13 protein-coding genes are annotated in these 13,877 nt (G+C 62.7%); 9 read left to right on the forward strand and 4 right to left on the reverse strand.

Going from position 1 to position 13,877, the window contains the following annotated elements:
* Positions 1-406 precede the first annotated feature (406 nt).
* Complete coding sequence (locus AC1DB0_RS08845) at positions 407-1,171, reverse strand: transposase (protein ID WP_476757366.1); 765 nt, start codon at positions 1,169-1,171, stop codon at positions 407-409.
* 231 nt (positions 1,172-1,402) lie between these two features.
* Between AC1DB0_RS08845 and fghA the strand changes: the two genes are divergently transcribed.
* The 3 genes from fghA (at position 1,403) to rpoH (ending at position 4,070) form a co-directional block, all read left to right on the forward strand.
* Entirely contained in the window at positions 1,403-2,269 is an 867-nt protein-coding gene (gene fghA / locus AC1DB0_RS08850; RefSeq protein WP_054421062.1) for an S-formylglutathione hydrolase, read from the forward strand.
* A 98-nt stretch (positions 2,270-2,367) separates the two neighbouring features.
* A complete protein-coding gene (locus AC1DB0_RS08855) occupies positions 2,368-3,057 on the forward strand; it encodes a hypothetical protein (protein WP_054421063.1) in 690 nt (229 codons plus the stop codon).
* Positions 3,058-3,185: 128 nt separating this feature from the next.
* Positions 3,186-4,070, forward strand: coding sequence for an RNA polymerase sigma factor RpoH (rpoH, locus tag AC1DB0_RS08860; protein WP_054421064.1), 885 nt, complete (start codon positions 3,186-3,188; stop codon positions 4,068-4,070).
* A 378-nt stretch (positions 4,071-4,448) separates the two neighbouring features.
* Here rpoH and cpdA read toward each other — a convergent pair whose 3' ends face one another.
* A complete protein-coding gene (gene cpdA / locus AC1DB0_RS08865) occupies positions 4,449-5,285 on the reverse strand; it encodes a 3',5'-cyclic-AMP phosphodiesterase (protein ID WP_175170670.1) in 837 nt (278 codons plus the stop codon).
* Positions 5,286-5,473: 188 nt separating this feature from the next.
* Between cpdA and AC1DB0_RS08870 the strand changes: the two genes are divergently transcribed.
* Complete coding sequence (locus AC1DB0_RS08870; RefSeq protein WP_476757367.1) at positions 5,474-8,257, forward strand: cation:proton antiporter; 2,784 nt, start codon at positions 5,474-5,476, stop codon at positions 8,255-8,257.
* A 2-nt stretch (positions 8,258-8,259) separates the two neighbouring features.
* Here the strand turns inward: AC1DB0_RS08870 and AC1DB0_RS08875 are convergent, their stop codons facing one another.
* Positions 8,260-9,066 carry an NUDIX hydrolase gene (locus AC1DB0_RS08875; protein ID WP_175170669.1) on the reverse strand — a complete coding sequence of 269 codons (807 nt, stop codon included), beginning with the start codon at positions 9,064-9,066 and terminating at the stop codon, positions 8,260-8,262.
* Positions 9,067-9,367: 301 nt separating this feature from the next.
* Here AC1DB0_RS08875 and coxB point away from each other — a divergent pair, with 301 nt between their 5' ends.
* The 5 genes from coxB (at position 9,368) to AC1DB0_RS08900 (ending at position 13,541) form a co-directional block, all read left to right on the forward strand.
* Complete coding sequence (gene coxB / locus AC1DB0_RS08880; protein ID WP_175170668.1) at positions 9,368-10,525, forward strand: cytochrome c oxidase subunit II; 1,158 nt, start codon at positions 9,368-9,370, stop codon at positions 10,523-10,525.
* A gap of 104 nt (positions 10,526-10,629) precedes the next feature.
* Entirely contained in the window at positions 10,630-12,237 is a 1,608-nt protein-coding gene (gene ctaD / locus AC1DB0_RS08885; RefSeq protein ID WP_054421068.1) for a cytochrome c oxidase subunit I, read from the forward strand.
* Positions 12,238-12,268: 31 nt separating this feature from the next.
* Complete coding sequence (locus AC1DB0_RS08890) at positions 12,269-12,394, forward strand: cytochrome oxidase small assembly protein (protein WP_217483375.1); 126 nt, start codon at positions 12,269-12,271, stop codon at positions 12,392-12,394.
* A gap of 9 nt (positions 12,395-12,403) precedes the next feature.
* Positions 12,404-12,628, forward strand: a complete 225-nt coding sequence (locus AC1DB0_RS08895) for a DUF2970 domain-containing protein (protein ID WP_427950435.1) — start codon at positions 12,404-12,406, stop codon at positions 12,626-12,628.
* 37 nt (positions 12,629-12,665) lie between these two features.
* The gene (locus AC1DB0_RS08900) at positions 12,666-13,541 is read left to right on the forward strand and encodes a cytochrome c oxidase subunit 3 (protein ID WP_054421070.1); all 876 of its coding nucleotides are present in this window, start codon (positions 12,666-12,668) and stop codon (positions 13,539-13,541) included.
* 104 nt (positions 13,542-13,645) lie between these two features.
* On the opposite strand, the gene AC1DB0_RS08905 is transcribed toward AC1DB0_RS08900, so the two are convergent.
* A complete protein-coding gene (locus AC1DB0_RS08905) occupies positions 13,646-13,846 on the reverse strand; it encodes a twin transmembrane helix small protein (RefSeq protein ID WP_006216871.1) in 201 nt (66 codons plus the stop codon).
* Between the last annotated feature and the right edge of the window lie 31 nt (positions 13,847-13,877).

Raw genomic sequence — 13,877 nt, forward strand, 5'->3', positions numbered from 1 at the left:
TCGTAATGTTGCAGTGCAGGAGACGGACAATACCCCCGCTGCAAGTAGGGTGCAACTGGAACAATAGGGGTGTGACCCTAATTATATTGATGCTCCATCATAGGGCATAAATATAGGGACACAACAACGGCCGCGCCGTTATTGGCTTGGCAGAGAGGGGCTTTGTGCCGCTGCCGCTGAAGGGTAGTGAAATCCCTATTTATGGCTCTACCTGTCCCTAAATAAAGTGACAATTTTGCTGCGGAATATCAATATCGCCTGTGGCGAAAACTGCACAGGTTTGCCGGCTTCGGGGCGCACAGGCGCAATGGCCGGACCGTTGCCGAATCAATGGGCGTCGCCGCCGACGGGATCAAGCCCAACGGCGAATGCTGCGAAAAACCCGCCGGAGAGGCGGGTTCGGGTATCAGGATGACGTCGAGGGCGTTGAGCTCGTCGGCGTAGCCGGGGAGGTTTCCGCGTCAGCGGACGCCGGGGCGGCAGGCTTCTTGCGCGGACGGCCGCGCTGGCCGGGCGCCACGCGCCGGCTGGCGGTATGGGCCAGGCTGGCGATGAAGCTCGCGCCGCCCAATGCCCATTGACCCGACACGGCTTGGTCAATGCGCTGCGATTCTTCGCGCGACAGGCCGTCTTGCAGGCGTTTGCGGTAATTGGCTTGGCGGTCGAATGGCGTGTTGCCACAAGCCCAGTAATCCGCGTGATCGGATTGCCACTGCGCGGGCGCCGCTGTCGTGTTGCCGGTGTGGCTCGCCGCGGACGACCAGGGCCAGGAATCAGGGTCTTGCGAAGCGCCACTGCGTACCGGGTACGTTTCCAGCCAGACCAGCGCCGGCAATACCCAGGCGCCCGGCTCCAGCAGCGCAGAGCGGTAACGCCCCGCGAACACCCGGCCGCCGCGCAAACGCGCCGCCAGGTTGCGGCCCAGCGTCTGCATCAGCCGGGGCAGGCCTTCCTCGTCAGCGGGCGTGGCCAGCAACAGGATGCGGTCATTGGCAAGCAGCCAGCCGTGAACCGACACGCGATGGCGCTGAGCGGATTCGCCCAGCCAGGTTGCGAGCTGATTCAGTATGTCGGCGGGCGCTGGTTGCGACGGCGCGGCCAGCGGCGAAATGAAGTTGGCCTGCACCAGTTGGGGCAGCCCGGGGGCGTACAGACGGGGCAGTCGGGCCATAGTGTCAGGGCTTGCGTATCTGGAAGAACGGGTTGTCTTCGCTCACGGTATATAAATAGTGCCACGGTGGGCGCTGGTCAAGTCCCGTGATCACAAATCGGGCACGGAATCCATTTTTTTTGTCATTCGGCCGCTTTCGAGTGCAGGTTAACATTCGGCGACGGAACGTCGTACCGTGGATATACCCTAACCCGTCGACGTTTTTTTCACCCCCCTGACCGGAGAAAATCCATGCCCACGGCCTTGGAACTCATTTCCCAGCATCGCTGCTTTGGCGGTACGCAGCGCTACTACCGCCATGAGTCCGCCCAGATCGGCCTGCCCATGCGATTTTCGGTCTACGTGCCGCCGCAGGCCGACAACGGCCCCGTGCCCGTGCTGTTCTATCTGGCGGGCCTGACCTGCACCGAAGAGACCTTCATGATCAAGGCGGGCGCCCAGCGTCTGGCTGCTGAACTTGGCGTGATGCTGGTCGCGCCTGACACCAGCCCGCGCGGCGCCAACGTGGCGGGTGAAGAAGAAAGCTGGGACCTCGGCACGGGCGCCGGCTTCTATGTGGACGCCACCACGCCCGCCTGGCGTGACCACTACCGCATGTACAGCTACGTCACCGAAGAACTGCACGGCATCGTCACGGGCGGCACCCTGCCCGGCGACGCGTCCCGCACCGGCATCTTCGGACACTCCATGGGCGGTCACGGCGCACTGGTGCTGGCGCTGCGCAACCCCGCCAAGTTCCGTTCGGTATCCGCGTTTGCGCCCATCGCCGCGCCCAGCCAGTGCCCCTGGGGCAAGAAGGCTTTCGGCGCCTACCTGGGCGACAACCCCGCCGAGTGGGCAGCTTACGACGCGTCGGCGCTGATGCGCGGCCTGAAGCGGCCCTTCCCCGGCGGCATCCTGATCGACCAGGGCGAATCAGACCAATTCCTGGCTGAACAGTTGTATCCCGAGGTATTCGAAGCCGCCTGCGCCGCCGCCGATCAGCCCTTATCGCTGCGCCGCCAGCCCGGCTACGACCATGGCTACTACTTCATCTCGACCTTCATCGAGGATCACATCCGGTTTCACGTCGAACGGCTTGGAAAACCGGCGGGCTGAAGACGCCCTTCTATACTGGGGAGCCTGCCGCGGCAGGCTCGCGGCGCCCTGGGCGCGACGGGCTGGAACCCGCGGCGTTCTGAATAGGAACGCCTGATTTGATCAACGGTATCGCTCCCTTTGTCTGGATTCTTCTGGGCGCCGTCGTCGTATTCCTGCCGGGCATCGTCATGTTGCTGGGCCGCGGCGGCCCGCGCGACGAGCGTGGCCGCAAGATGTTCCAGTTTCGGCCGGTGCGCCGCCTGTTCGGCTTGATGCTGGTGTTGCTGGGCTGCGTGTCCGGTTTGCTGGCGTTGTCACTGGTGCAGTTTTTCCGCCTGACCACGGATGAATCCGTGGCCCGCGTTGAAATCGCCCAGCAGGCGGACGGCCAGTTCCAGCTTACGACCACCGCACCCGGCATCGGCCCTAAACAATATGTGCTGTACGGCGACCAATGGCAGATCGATGCGCGCGTCGTGCGCTGGAAGCTGCCCGCGCTGATGGCGGGCGTGCCGCCGTTGTATCGCCTGGAACGTTTGTCCGGCCGCTATAGCGATACGGCGCGCGAAGCCTCGGCCACGCGCTCGGTCCATGCCTTGGACGACTGGCCCGCGCCCGACCTTGGATCGCTGAAGAAGAGTTTTCCGAACTGGTTCCCCTTTGTCGATGTCCAATTTGGCAGCGGCGCCTACATGCCCATGTTTGATGGCGCGAAGTATCAGGTCTTTATGGACCCCCGCGGCGCCTTGTTCATCCGTCCGGACGGCGACGCTACGGCAGAGGGGTTAAAGCGTCTGGGCTGGTAGAAATATATGGGGACGCGTCACGGAATTGAAACTTTGACGCACCGCAATAGTCCTATTAGCACTCCCTTTACTAGAGTGCTAACATCGAATCCATGTCGTTATCCCCTTGCTTTCCGGAGACCCCCGCTATGAAACAACCCAGTACCTCGTTGGCCGCTTCCGGCAACGCTCTGGCGTTGGCCATTGCCAATCCGGGCGCACTTGGCACGATCGACGCGTATATCTCTTCGGTCAACCGCCTGCCGGTGTTGTCCGCCGAACGCGAAACCGAGCTGGGCCGCCGCCTGCGTGACCAGGAAGACCTGGGCGCGGCGCGCGAACTGATTCTGTCCCACCTGCGTCTGGTGGTGTCCGTTGCCCGCCAGTACCTGGGCTACGGGTTGCCCCACGCTGACCTGATCCAAGAAGGCAACGTCGGCCTGATGAAGGCCGTGAAGCGTTTCGACCCCGAGCGCGGTGTGCGCCTGGTGTCGTTCGCCGTGCATTGGATCAAGGCTGAAATCCACGAATACATCATCCGCAACTGGCGCTTGGTCAAGGTGGCCACCACCAAGGCCCAGCGCAAGCTGTTCTTCAATCTGCGCAGCATGCGCCCCGACGGCCAGACGCTGGACCCTGAACAGGTCGATCACATCGCGCGCGAACTGAACGTGCGCCGCGAAGACGTCAGCGAAATGGAAGTGCGCCTGTCCGGCCGCGACATGTCGCTGGAAAACCAGGACGACGATGACGACAGCTACGCGCCCATCGCCTATCTGTCTGACGACGGCCGCCAGGAACCGACCCGCGTGCTGGAACGCGCCGCGCGCGATCAGCTGCAAAGCACCGGCCTGACCGGCGCGCTGGATGCGCTGGACGCCCGCTCGCGCCGCATCGTTGAAGCGCGCTGGCTGCAAGACGACGGCGGCGCTACGCTGCACGAATTGGCGCAAGAGTTTGGCGTGTCCGCTGAACGCATTCGCCAGATCGAAGCGGCTGCACTGAAAAAGATGCGCGGCAATCTGGCGGCGTAATCCGCCGGGGATGAACCTGCACGATGTTCGCAAGAAGGGCCGCTCGCAAGCGGCCCTTTTCTTTGGACGCGATCGTCACGGTCACTATGCACCTACATGGCGAGCGCTATGCATCGCTCAGGCGTCTTGGCGTATCAACGGCRCCACTAGGCATCGCGCAGCAGCGCCCACACCGCAACAATAAATTGATACAAATTCAGGCTCAAATTTCTGCGGTTTGCAGAAACTTAATGGGGATCGGCCCGCCTAACTTCATGTAGACCGCGAACTTCGGTTAGCAGTCTTGTCATCCGTCTCGGCTTCTCCTCTTTCCCCTCCCCTATGAGACGGATGCTTGCGGGGCACCACATATATTTCATATATCTGGTGCCCCGTTTTTTATGCGGCTTGCGCGTCGTCTGGCGCCAGCGCCGTGTGCCACAGCGCGTCCTGCACGCGACGCACGCCGGTGGCCATCGACCCATCCTGATAGAGCTTGATCCAGCGGTAGCCGGGCGCCATGTTGTCGACTACGTGCTTGCCATCGCGAATGCTGAACTGGAAGCAGGTAGAAGGCGTGGCCAGCATACGCAGGTTATGGCGGCGGCGGTCGAACTCGTGATGCACATGCCCCCACAACAGCACACGCACCTGCGGCCAGCGCGTCAGCCGCTTGAACAGCACCTGCGGGTTGTCGATCATCATCGAGTCATGCCAATGGCTGTCGATCTGCATGGGGTTGTGGTGCATCGCCACCAGGGTGTGGCGGCCGGGCGCGGCCTCCAGCGCCGCTTCCAGCATATCCAATTGGCTGTCGGGCAAATGGCCGGCGTTGGAGCCGGGCACGGTGGTGTCCAGCGTGACCACGCGCCAAGCGCCAACGTCGGTCACGGGCGTTGACCACTGCGGCAATTCCTGGCGCATCACGGCCGGCTGGTCGTGGTTGCCCGGCAGGCAGCGGATCTGTGCACCCGCCAACGAGCCGGCCTCGCCCAGAATGGCGGCAAAGCGGCGATACGCGGCGGCCTCGCCATCTTGGGACAGGTCGCCGGTGGCCAGCAGCAGGTCGGGATGCTTGCCGTCGGCCTCGATCTGGCGCAACACCGCGCGCAGGCTCGCGTCGGTATTGACGCCCAGCATCGCGACGTCGGGTTCGCCGAACAAATGGCTGTCGGTCAACTGGACGAGCATGGCGGGGGCGTCGTGACGCCGGGCCAGGGAATGGACGCGGGGCAAGTGCCGCTCCTGCGAAGTTTGCACGATTGCACATTACCCAAAAAACATCGCACGGCGCGTATCTGGCGCCGGGCTTGGGGTAACGAAACGTGCATTCTCTAACGCATCCAGGCCGGGGCCTAGGAAAAAAGCCGCTATTCTTTGGGAAAATTCTTAACTGCTCAAATGATCGGGACGCGGCGCTACCCATGGATGTAGGTTTTCTCGTATTCGGCCTGGCCGGTCTTCTCACACTGGTCTGCTTCATGCCTCCGCTGGCCGGCCGCCTCAAGCTGCCGTACTCGGTGCTGCTGGCTATTGTCGGCTGTCTGCTGGGCATCATTATTCATGTGCATGGCTGGGCGCCCAGCTGGATTGCTGACTTCCTGGATTCGCTGGAACGCTTTGAGATTTCGTCCGAAACGTTCCTGATGGTGTTCCTGCCGGTGCTGCTATTTGAGACCGCGTTGTCGATGAACGTGCGCCGCCTGATGGACGACATCGGCCCCATTCTCATGATGGCCATTGTGGCCGTGGTGGTTTGTACGGTGGTGGTGGGCGTGACGCTGGACGCGATCTCGCCCTATGGGATGGTGGTTTGCCTGCTGCTGGGCGCCATCGTCGCCACGACGGACCCGGTTGCGGTGGTGGGCATCTTCCGCGAAGTGGGCGCGCCCAAGCGGCTGACGACGCTGGTCGAAGGCGAAAGCCTGTTCAACGACGCGGCGTCCATCGCCTTGTACTCGGTGCTGCTGGCCGTGCTGAGCGGCCATGGCGAACTGACCGTCAGCGGCATCTTCAACGATTTCATCGTGCACTTCATCGGGGGCGGCATCGCCGGCTTTGCGATGGGGCGTCTGGCTTGCTTTCTGTTCGCGTGGCTGCGCGGGTTTCCCACGGCCGAGATCACGCTGACGCTGACGCTGGCGTATCTGTCGTTCTTTATCTCGGAGCATTATCTGAACGTGTCGGGCGTGGTCGCCACGGTGATCGCCGGTTTGGTCGTGGGGTCTACCGGCCGCACGCGCATGTCGCCTACTACCTTCGAATACCTGTCCAGCGCCTGGGAGCAGTTTGGCTTCTGGGCCAATTCGCTGATTTTCCTGTTCGCGGCCATGCTGATCCCGAAGCTGATGGCCGCAGCCGATTGGCAGGAACTGGTGCTGGTGGCCGTGGTGTTCGTGGCGACCCTGGTCGCGCGCGCCATTGTGGTGTTTGGCCTGCTGCCGTTGCTGGGGCTTACCCGGCTGGGCACCAAGGTCAGCAACCCGTACAAGGTGGTGATGTTGTGGGGGGGCTTGCGCGGCGCCGTGTCGCTGGCGCTGGCGCTGGCGGTTACCGAGCAGACCGGTGTGGCCGAAGAGGCGCGCCAGTTCATCGCGGTGGCCACCACCAGTTATGTGCTGCTGACGCTGTTCATCAACGGCATCAGCCTGCGGCCCTTGATTCGCATGCTGGGCTTGAACCAGCTGTCGTCGGTGGAGCGCACGATACGCAATCAGGCGCTGGCCGTGGCGTTGGAAGACCTGCAAGGCAAGACGGATGAAGTCGCCAAGACCGAGCACATCGGCACCGAAGTCCGCGACCGTATCCGCGCCGTGTTCGACGCCAGCCTGACCAGCGTGCACGACGGCCAGGTCAGCCAGATGAGCGACGAGCAGCGTGTCGCGGTGGGCCTGGCCATCGTGGCGCAGCGCGAAGAGGAAATGTTCTTCGACGTCTTGAAGGCGCAGATCGTCGACTGGCGCATGGCCGAAGCCTTGCTGGCGCGGGCCGAACGGCTGGAGGACGCCATCCGGCTGGGCGGCGTGCCGGGCTTTGAGCGCGCCATTGTGGCCGACGTGCGTTATTCCACCGCCTTCCGTCTGGCGCTGCGCATGCATTATCTGTTTGGCTTCCAGGGGTGGCTGGCGCGCGAGCTTGGCCAGCGCTTCGCCAACTTGATGAGCAAGCGCTCTGTCGCGCAGCGGCTAATCGTTTTTGCGCGCGAACAGATCACGCCATTGCTGGGCGAAGAAGCCACCCAGCGCATCGTGGCGCTGCACCAGCGCCGCCTGGACCTGATCGAAAGCGCCATGCAGGCGCTGAACCTGCAATATCCGTCCTACGCGCAGTGGCTGCAGGAAAGCTATCTGGGCCGCGTGGCGCGCGAGCTGGAACGCATCCGCTATCGCGACATGCTTGAGCAATTCCTGATCAGCGGCGAGGTCTACGCCGACCTGATGGCGCAGTTAAAAAGCCGCTGGGCGCATATCGACAAGCACCCGCCGCTGGACATCGAAATGAGCGCGGCCGAACTGATCAAGCGCGTGCCGCTGTTTGAAGGGCTGTCGCCCGATTCGCTGCGCGCGATCAGCAAGCTGCTCAAGCCGCGTTTGTCGCTGCCGGACCAGCGCGTGTTGACGCAGGGGCGTCATGGCGAAGAGATGTGTTTTGTGGCCTCGGGCGCCGTGGCCGTGCACTTGCCGGACAACACCATGATCGAGTTGGGCAGCGGCGAATTCTTTGGTGAACTCGGGCTGTTGGGCGAACAGCAGTTGACGCCAGACGTGACCTCGCTGGGCTACAGCAAGCTGCTGATGCTGTCATCACGCGATTTCCACGCCCTGCTGGCGCGCGACGAACATCTGCGTGAACGGATTCAGGTCGTGGCCAAGCAGCGCCTGCGCGCCATTGAAGTGTGGAAGCAGTTTTCGCAAGCGTCGGCCACACCGGCCACGCCAGCACCCGCACCCGCCTCGGCGCTGAGCCCCGCGCAGGCCGCGGAAGCGGCGGAAGCTGCAGGGGCGGAAACACCAGCAACACCAGCAGCACCAGCAACACCAGCAACAAATCCTGCGACGAATCCTCCGGCCGCCGTCTCGTCGTCTGCATCCGCTGCATCCGCTTCCCCGGCTGCACCGGTCTCACGCGAAGACCTGTCCGAGGCTCGCGCGCCGCGTGATGACGACGCGCCCGCTATCCTGGGCGAGCCGGGGGTTGCCCCGCGCTAGGTTCAGATCTGGCCGGCGGCCTGGCGTTGCATGATGTCTTCGACCAGCACCAGCGCCGCCTCCAGCGTGAACTCGCCGTCGGTGATCTGGCGCACCACCGTCGACACCTCCGCGACCGCGATTTCCATGACTTCGCCGTCGCGGTTGGCCGGCCGGGCATCGGCCGCCAGCACGCAGGTGCTGGTCAGCACGTCTTCCACCTGATAGCCCTCGGGCAGCCGGCGATGAATGCGCAGAATCGTACGCAAGGGCGTGCGCTGCGCGAGATCCGGCGCGTCCAGGCCCGCTTCTTCGCCGCATTCGCGCACCAACGCAAGCTCCAGGTCTTCACCGCTGCCGGCCAATCCGCCGACGAGCGTATCCCACATACCGGGATCAGTGGACTTGCTGAGCGCGCGCCGCGCGACCCAGATGCGGCCGTCCGGGGTCCAGGCGTTCAGATGCACGGCCTTGGTCAACAGGCCCAACGGACGGACCGCGGCGCGTTCGATCACGCCCAGCGGCGCTTCGCCATCCATGACATCCAGCAATTCGTCGCGCCATCCGCGCAAGCAGTTGGCTTGGCGCAACAGTTCGGCCGTCTGTTCCAGCACGGCATTGAGCGCCGCGCCGGGAGTCAGCGCCGCACCGATATGCAAAGCGGTGTCGTCACAGTCGATGCCGGGGGCGCCGCGCAGCGCATCGCACGCGGCATGCGTCGCCCAGCCGCAGCGGCGGCCCGCTATATATAAAGCGTGCGCGCCATCGGGAGCGGGTTCTTGTGCGCGCGCGCACAGCTCGGCATACAAATCGGACAACTGCTTGGGCATGGGTGAGCGTCGTGATGAGGTTGCCGCTGATTTTATGCCACACGGTTTACAGCGGGCGTCAAGGGGTGGACGGGTGGCGCGTGCAGATGGGGGCGGGCGCCATGAATTCAAGAGGCTTGTCTTACATCTGTTTGCGTGTCCGCTATAATCCGCCAGTTTCTTTGTGATTTCGAGTGGGAACGCGGGGGCCGCTCTATCTTCCCTGCTTAACCCTGCCATCTAATAATTGCGCGTAGTCCTGTTGAAGTGACACTCGTGCCACTAGGCGACAAGGGCCCTCGCGCCGTGTTTCGAGGTAAGCATGAAGAAGTGGAGAGGGATACTGGGGGCTTGTGCGATGCTGATTGGCAGCGTGGCCAGTGCTCAGGTGCAAGACATGCCCGGCGGCCCGAAGGTCAATCAGCTGAACCTGCATGAAGGCGTGACAGCAATATCACGCGACATCATGTGGCTGCACTGGCTGTTGCTCACGATCTGTATCGTGATCTTCATCGGTGTGTTCGGAGTGATGTTCTACTCCATCTGGGCGCACCGGAAGTCACGGGGGCACAAGGCCGCAACCTTCCATGAGCATCTGGGCGTGGAAGTCGCCTGGACGGTCATCCCCTTCATCATCGTCATCGCCATGGCGCTACCGGCCACCAAGACGGTCGTGGCCATGAAAGACACATCAAGCGCCGACCTCACCATCAAGGTCACCGGCTATCAATGGAAGTGGGGGTACGAGTACCTCGACGGCTCCGCCGCTGGCGTCAAGTTCCTGTCCACGCTGTCCACGCCCCGCGCGCAGATCGAGAACCGCGAGCCCAAGGGCGAGTTCTATCTGATGGAAGTGGACAACCACATGGTGGTCCCGGTGGACAAAAAGGTCCGGGTCGTGTTGACCGCGGCCGACGTGATCCACTCGTGGATGATTCCCGACTTCGGCGTCAAACAGGATGCCATCCCCGGCTTCCTGCGCGACGCCTGGTTCCGTGCTGAAAAACCCGGCATCTATCGCGGGCAATGCGCGGAACTCTGTGGCAAAGACCACGCCTTCATGCCCATCGTCGTTGAAGTGCTGGCGCAAGCCGACTACGACAAATGGGTAGAAGACCAAAAGAAGAAGATGGCGGCGAACGCCGACGATCCTAATAAAGAGTGGACGGAAGCCGAACTGGTTGCCCGTGGCGAAAAAGTCTTCGCCGCCAATTGCGTAGCCTGTCACCAGGCCAACGGCAAGGGCATTCCGGGCAGCTTCCCACCGCTTGACGGAGACAAGGTTGTTCTGGGCCCCAAGGCCGAACAGATCAACACCGTGCTGAAGGGCAAGCCCGGCACCGCGATGGCGGCATTCGGCGGGCAGCTCAATGATGTCGAGATCGCAGCGGTCATCAGCTATACGCGCCATGCCTGGAGCAATGCAGGCAAGGGGCAGGACCCGACGGTTCTACCGAAGGACGTCGCGGCTGCGCGTTGATTGCGCACCCACGTTCCTCCACCGATAGAACCGGTTCCGTTTAGTTAGAGATACCCTGCCGGTCCCGTGGATCGGGGCCGGCACTCAGCAGGAAGGAGTCCATCATGAGCAGCGTCACTGTAGACCACGTGTCGCCGGGCCACGGCCACGGTCACGATGACCACCATCACGCCATGCCCACGGGCTGGCGCCGCTGGCTATTCGCCACGAACCATAAAGACATCGGGACGATGTATCTCATCTTCTCGTTTGCCATGTTGCTGGAAGGCGGCACGCTCGCCTTGCTGCTGCGTACCGAATTGTTCGAGCCGGGCTTGCAGTTCTTCCGCCCCGAACTGTTCAACCAGTTCACGACCATGCACGGCATCATCATGGTGTTCGGCGCCATCATGCCGGCCTTCGTGGGCTTTGCGAACTGGATGATCCCGATGCAGATCGGCGCATCCGACATGGCGTTCGCGCGCATGAACAACTTCAGCTTCTGGCTGCTGCCGGTGGCCGCGATCATGCTGACGGCATCGTTCTTCGTGCCGGGCGGCGCCACCGCCGCGGGCTGGACGCTGTATGCGCCGCTGTCCTTGCAGATGGGGCCGGGCATGGACCTGGGCATCTTTGCGATGCACTTGATGGGCGCGTCCTCGATCATGGGCGCGATCAACATCATCGTGACCATCCTGAACATGCGCGCACCCGGCCTCACGCTGATGAAGATGCCGCTGTTCTGCTGGACCTGGCTGATCACCGCCTTCCTGCTGCTGGCCGTGATGCCGGTGCTGGCCGCCGCCATCACCATGGTGCTGACCGACCGCCACTTCGGCACGGGCTTCTTCAACGCAGCCGCAGGCGGCGACCCAGTCCTGTACCAGCACGTGTTCTGGTTCTTCGGGCACCCCGAGGTCTACATCATGATCTTGCCGGCGTTCGGTATCGTGTCGGCGATTGTGCCGGCCTTTGCCCGCAAGAAGCTGTTCGGCTACGCCTCGATGGTGTACGCCACCGCGTCGATTGCCGTGCTGTCCTTCATTGTGTGGGCGCACCACATGTTCACGACGGGCATGCCGGTGACCGGGCAGCTCTACTTCATGTACGCCACCATGCTCATCTCCATCCCGACCGGGGTGAAGGTGTTCAACTGGGTCGCCACGATGTGGCGCGGCTCCATGACGTTCGAAACCCCGATGCTGTTCTCCATCGGCTTCATCTTCGTGTTCACGATGGGCGGCTTTACCGGCCTGATCCTGTCGGTGGCCCCGATCGATATCCAGGTGCACGATACCTATTACGTGGTGGCGCACTTCCACTACGTGCTGGTGGCGGGTTCGCTGTTCGCGCTGTTTGCCGGCGCCTACTACTGGGTGCCGAAGTGGACGGGCCGCATGTACAGCGAAAAGCTGGGCAAGCTGCATTTCTGGTCGACGCTGATCTCGTTCAACGTGACCTTCTTCCCGATGCACTTCCTGGGCCTGGCCGGCATGCCGCGCCGCTACGCCGACTACGCCGCGCAGTTCACGACGTTCCACCAGATGGCCACCATTGGCGCGTTCTGGTTCGGCTTGTCGCAACTGATTTTCCTGTACGCGATTCTGCGTTGCTACATGGGCAAGGGCGAACCCGCGGCCGCCAAGCCGTGGGAAGGCGCCGAAGGGCTGGAATGGACGGTGCCGTCGCCCGCGCCGTTCCACACCTTCGAAACCCCGCCCGAAGTGAAGTGAACCCGTCTTTCATGTTCCAGGTAGCACAGCAATGACACCCGAGCAGCGCCGCCGTAACAAGATTGCAGGACTGGTCCTCGTGGCCTTTGTCATCGCTGTGTTTGCCTGGACCGTGTTGCGCGGTTCAGCGTTGCTGACAGGAAACGCGGTCAATTAGGCCCGAACCATGAGCGACGACCTGCACGAATCCACCCGGCGCAAGCTGAGTTTCCTTCAGACGATGAAGGCGGTGGCGTGGGGGTTCTTCGGCGTGCGCAAGGGCGCGGGCTACCGGGAAGACAGCGCCAAGCTGAACCCGGTGCACGTGATTCTGGCTGGGCTGCTGGCAGCGGCAATCTTCGTGACTGTGCTGGTATTAATTGTGCGTTGGGCGGTTTCAAGCCTGACTTGAATCACTTAATCTATAAATCTGTACCAGGGAGAAAGCCATGAGTGCAAGCCACTCGGTTCAAGGTAAAGAGGCACCGTACTACTTTGTGCCCGCCGACTCGGGTCACCCCGTGCGTACGGCGGTGGCGCTGCTGTTCATGGGGCTGGGCGCCGCAGCCTGGATCAACGGCGTCAGCTGGGCCAAGTGGTCCGTGCTGGCCGGGTTCATCGGCTTGATCGTGGTGCTGTACTACTGGTTTGGCGACGCCATCCAGGAATCTGAAGCGGGCTTGAACAGCAAGCGCATCGACGGCTCGTACCGTTGGGGCATGAGCTGGTTCATCTTCTCGGAAGTGATGTTCTTCGCGGCGTTCTTCGGCGCGCTCTGGTACACGCGCACCATCACCACGCCGTGGCTGGGCGATATCGACCACCGCCTGATGCTGTGGCCTGACTTCAAGGCCGCCTGGCCCAACTTCGGCCCCGCCGGCGTGGTTGAGGAATTCCAGACGGTTGGCCCGTTCTGGCTGCCCACGATCAACACCGCGCTGCTGCTGTCCTCGGGTGTCACGCTGACCATCGCCCACCATGCGCTGCGCGAAAATCATCGTGGCAAGACGATGTTCTGGCTGGCCGCAACCGTCATCCTGGGCTTTGTCTTCGTGGCCTGTCAGGCCGCCGAATACCATCACGCCTATACCGAGCTGAACCTGAAATTCAATTCGGGCGCGTACGGTTCGCTGTTCTACATGCTGACCGGTTTCCACGGCTTCCACGTGATTTTGGGCGCCACGATGTTGACGGTGATCCTGGTGCGCCTGATGCGGGGACACTTCACCGCCGACCACCACTTCGGCTTCGAAGGCGCGGCGTGGTACTGGCACTTTGTGGACGTGGTGTGGCTGGGCCTGTACTTGTTCGTGTACTGGTTCTGACGCCTGACGTGCCCGCTTGCGGGCACGTGTGATGGATAACGCGCGGGAACTCCTCGGCAACAACGCTGTCGATTAACCCGCGCTACCCATCTGCCTGGGGCCGATCAGCGCAGCCCCGTGCTTTCGATCCAGCCCATGTGATGGGCGAACAGCACGAACAGGAATAGCGCAACCGATAGTCCGATGCGCACGGTCAGCGCATTGACGGTGCGGCTGGTGGACCCTTTGTCCCGCATCAGATAGACCAGGGCGGATGCCAGACTGGCCAGAATTCCGATGAAGGCCAGTACGACGAAAACGCGCATGGTGGTCTCCGGACAAAATAGAGTGATTAGC

The organism is Achromobacter sp. 10T422 (genome assembly GCF_056394065.1).

Coding starts and splice junctions, on each gene's coding strand:
- AC1DB0_RS08890 (WP_217483375.1), top strand. CDS start 12,269: ATGACACCCGAGCAGCGCCGCCGTAACAAGATTGCAGGACTGGTCCTC.
- AC1DB0_RS08905 (WP_006216871.1), bottom strand. CDS start 13,846: ATGCGCGTTTTCGTCGTACTGGCCTTCATCGGAATTCTGGCCAGTCTG.
- AC1DB0_RS08845 (WP_476757366.1), bottom strand. CDS start 1,171: ATGGCCCGACTGCCCCGTCTGTACGCCCCCGGGCTGCCCCAACTGGTG.
- fghA (WP_054421062.1), top strand. CDS start 1,403: ATGCCCACGGCCTTGGAACTCATTTCCCAGCATCGCTGCTTTGGCGGT.
- coxB (WP_175170668.1), top strand. CDS start 9,368: ATGAAGAAGTGGAGAGGGATACTGGGGGCTTGTGCGATGCTGATTGGC.
- AC1DB0_RS08875 (WP_175170669.1), bottom strand. CDS start 9,066: ATGCCCAAGCAGTTGTCCGATTTGTATGCCGAGCTGTGCGCGCGCGCA.
- AC1DB0_RS08870 (WP_476757367.1), top strand. CDS start 5,474: ATGGATGTAGGTTTTCTCGTATTCGGCCTGGCCGGTCTTCTCACACTG.
- rpoH (WP_054421064.1), top strand. CDS start 3,186: ATGAAACAACCCAGTACCTCGTTGGCCGCTTCCGGCAACGCTCTGGCG.
- ctaD (WP_054421068.1), top strand. CDS start 10,630: ATGAGCAGCGTCACTGTAGACCACGTGTCGCCGGGCCACGGCCACGGT.
- AC1DB0_RS08900 (WP_054421070.1), top strand. CDS start 12,666: ATGAGTGCAAGCCACTCGGTTCAAGGTAAAGAGGCACCGTACTACTTT.
- AC1DB0_RS08895 (WP_427950435.1), top strand. CDS start 12,404: ATGAGCGACGACCTGCACGAATCCACCCGGCGCAAGCTGAGTTTCCTT.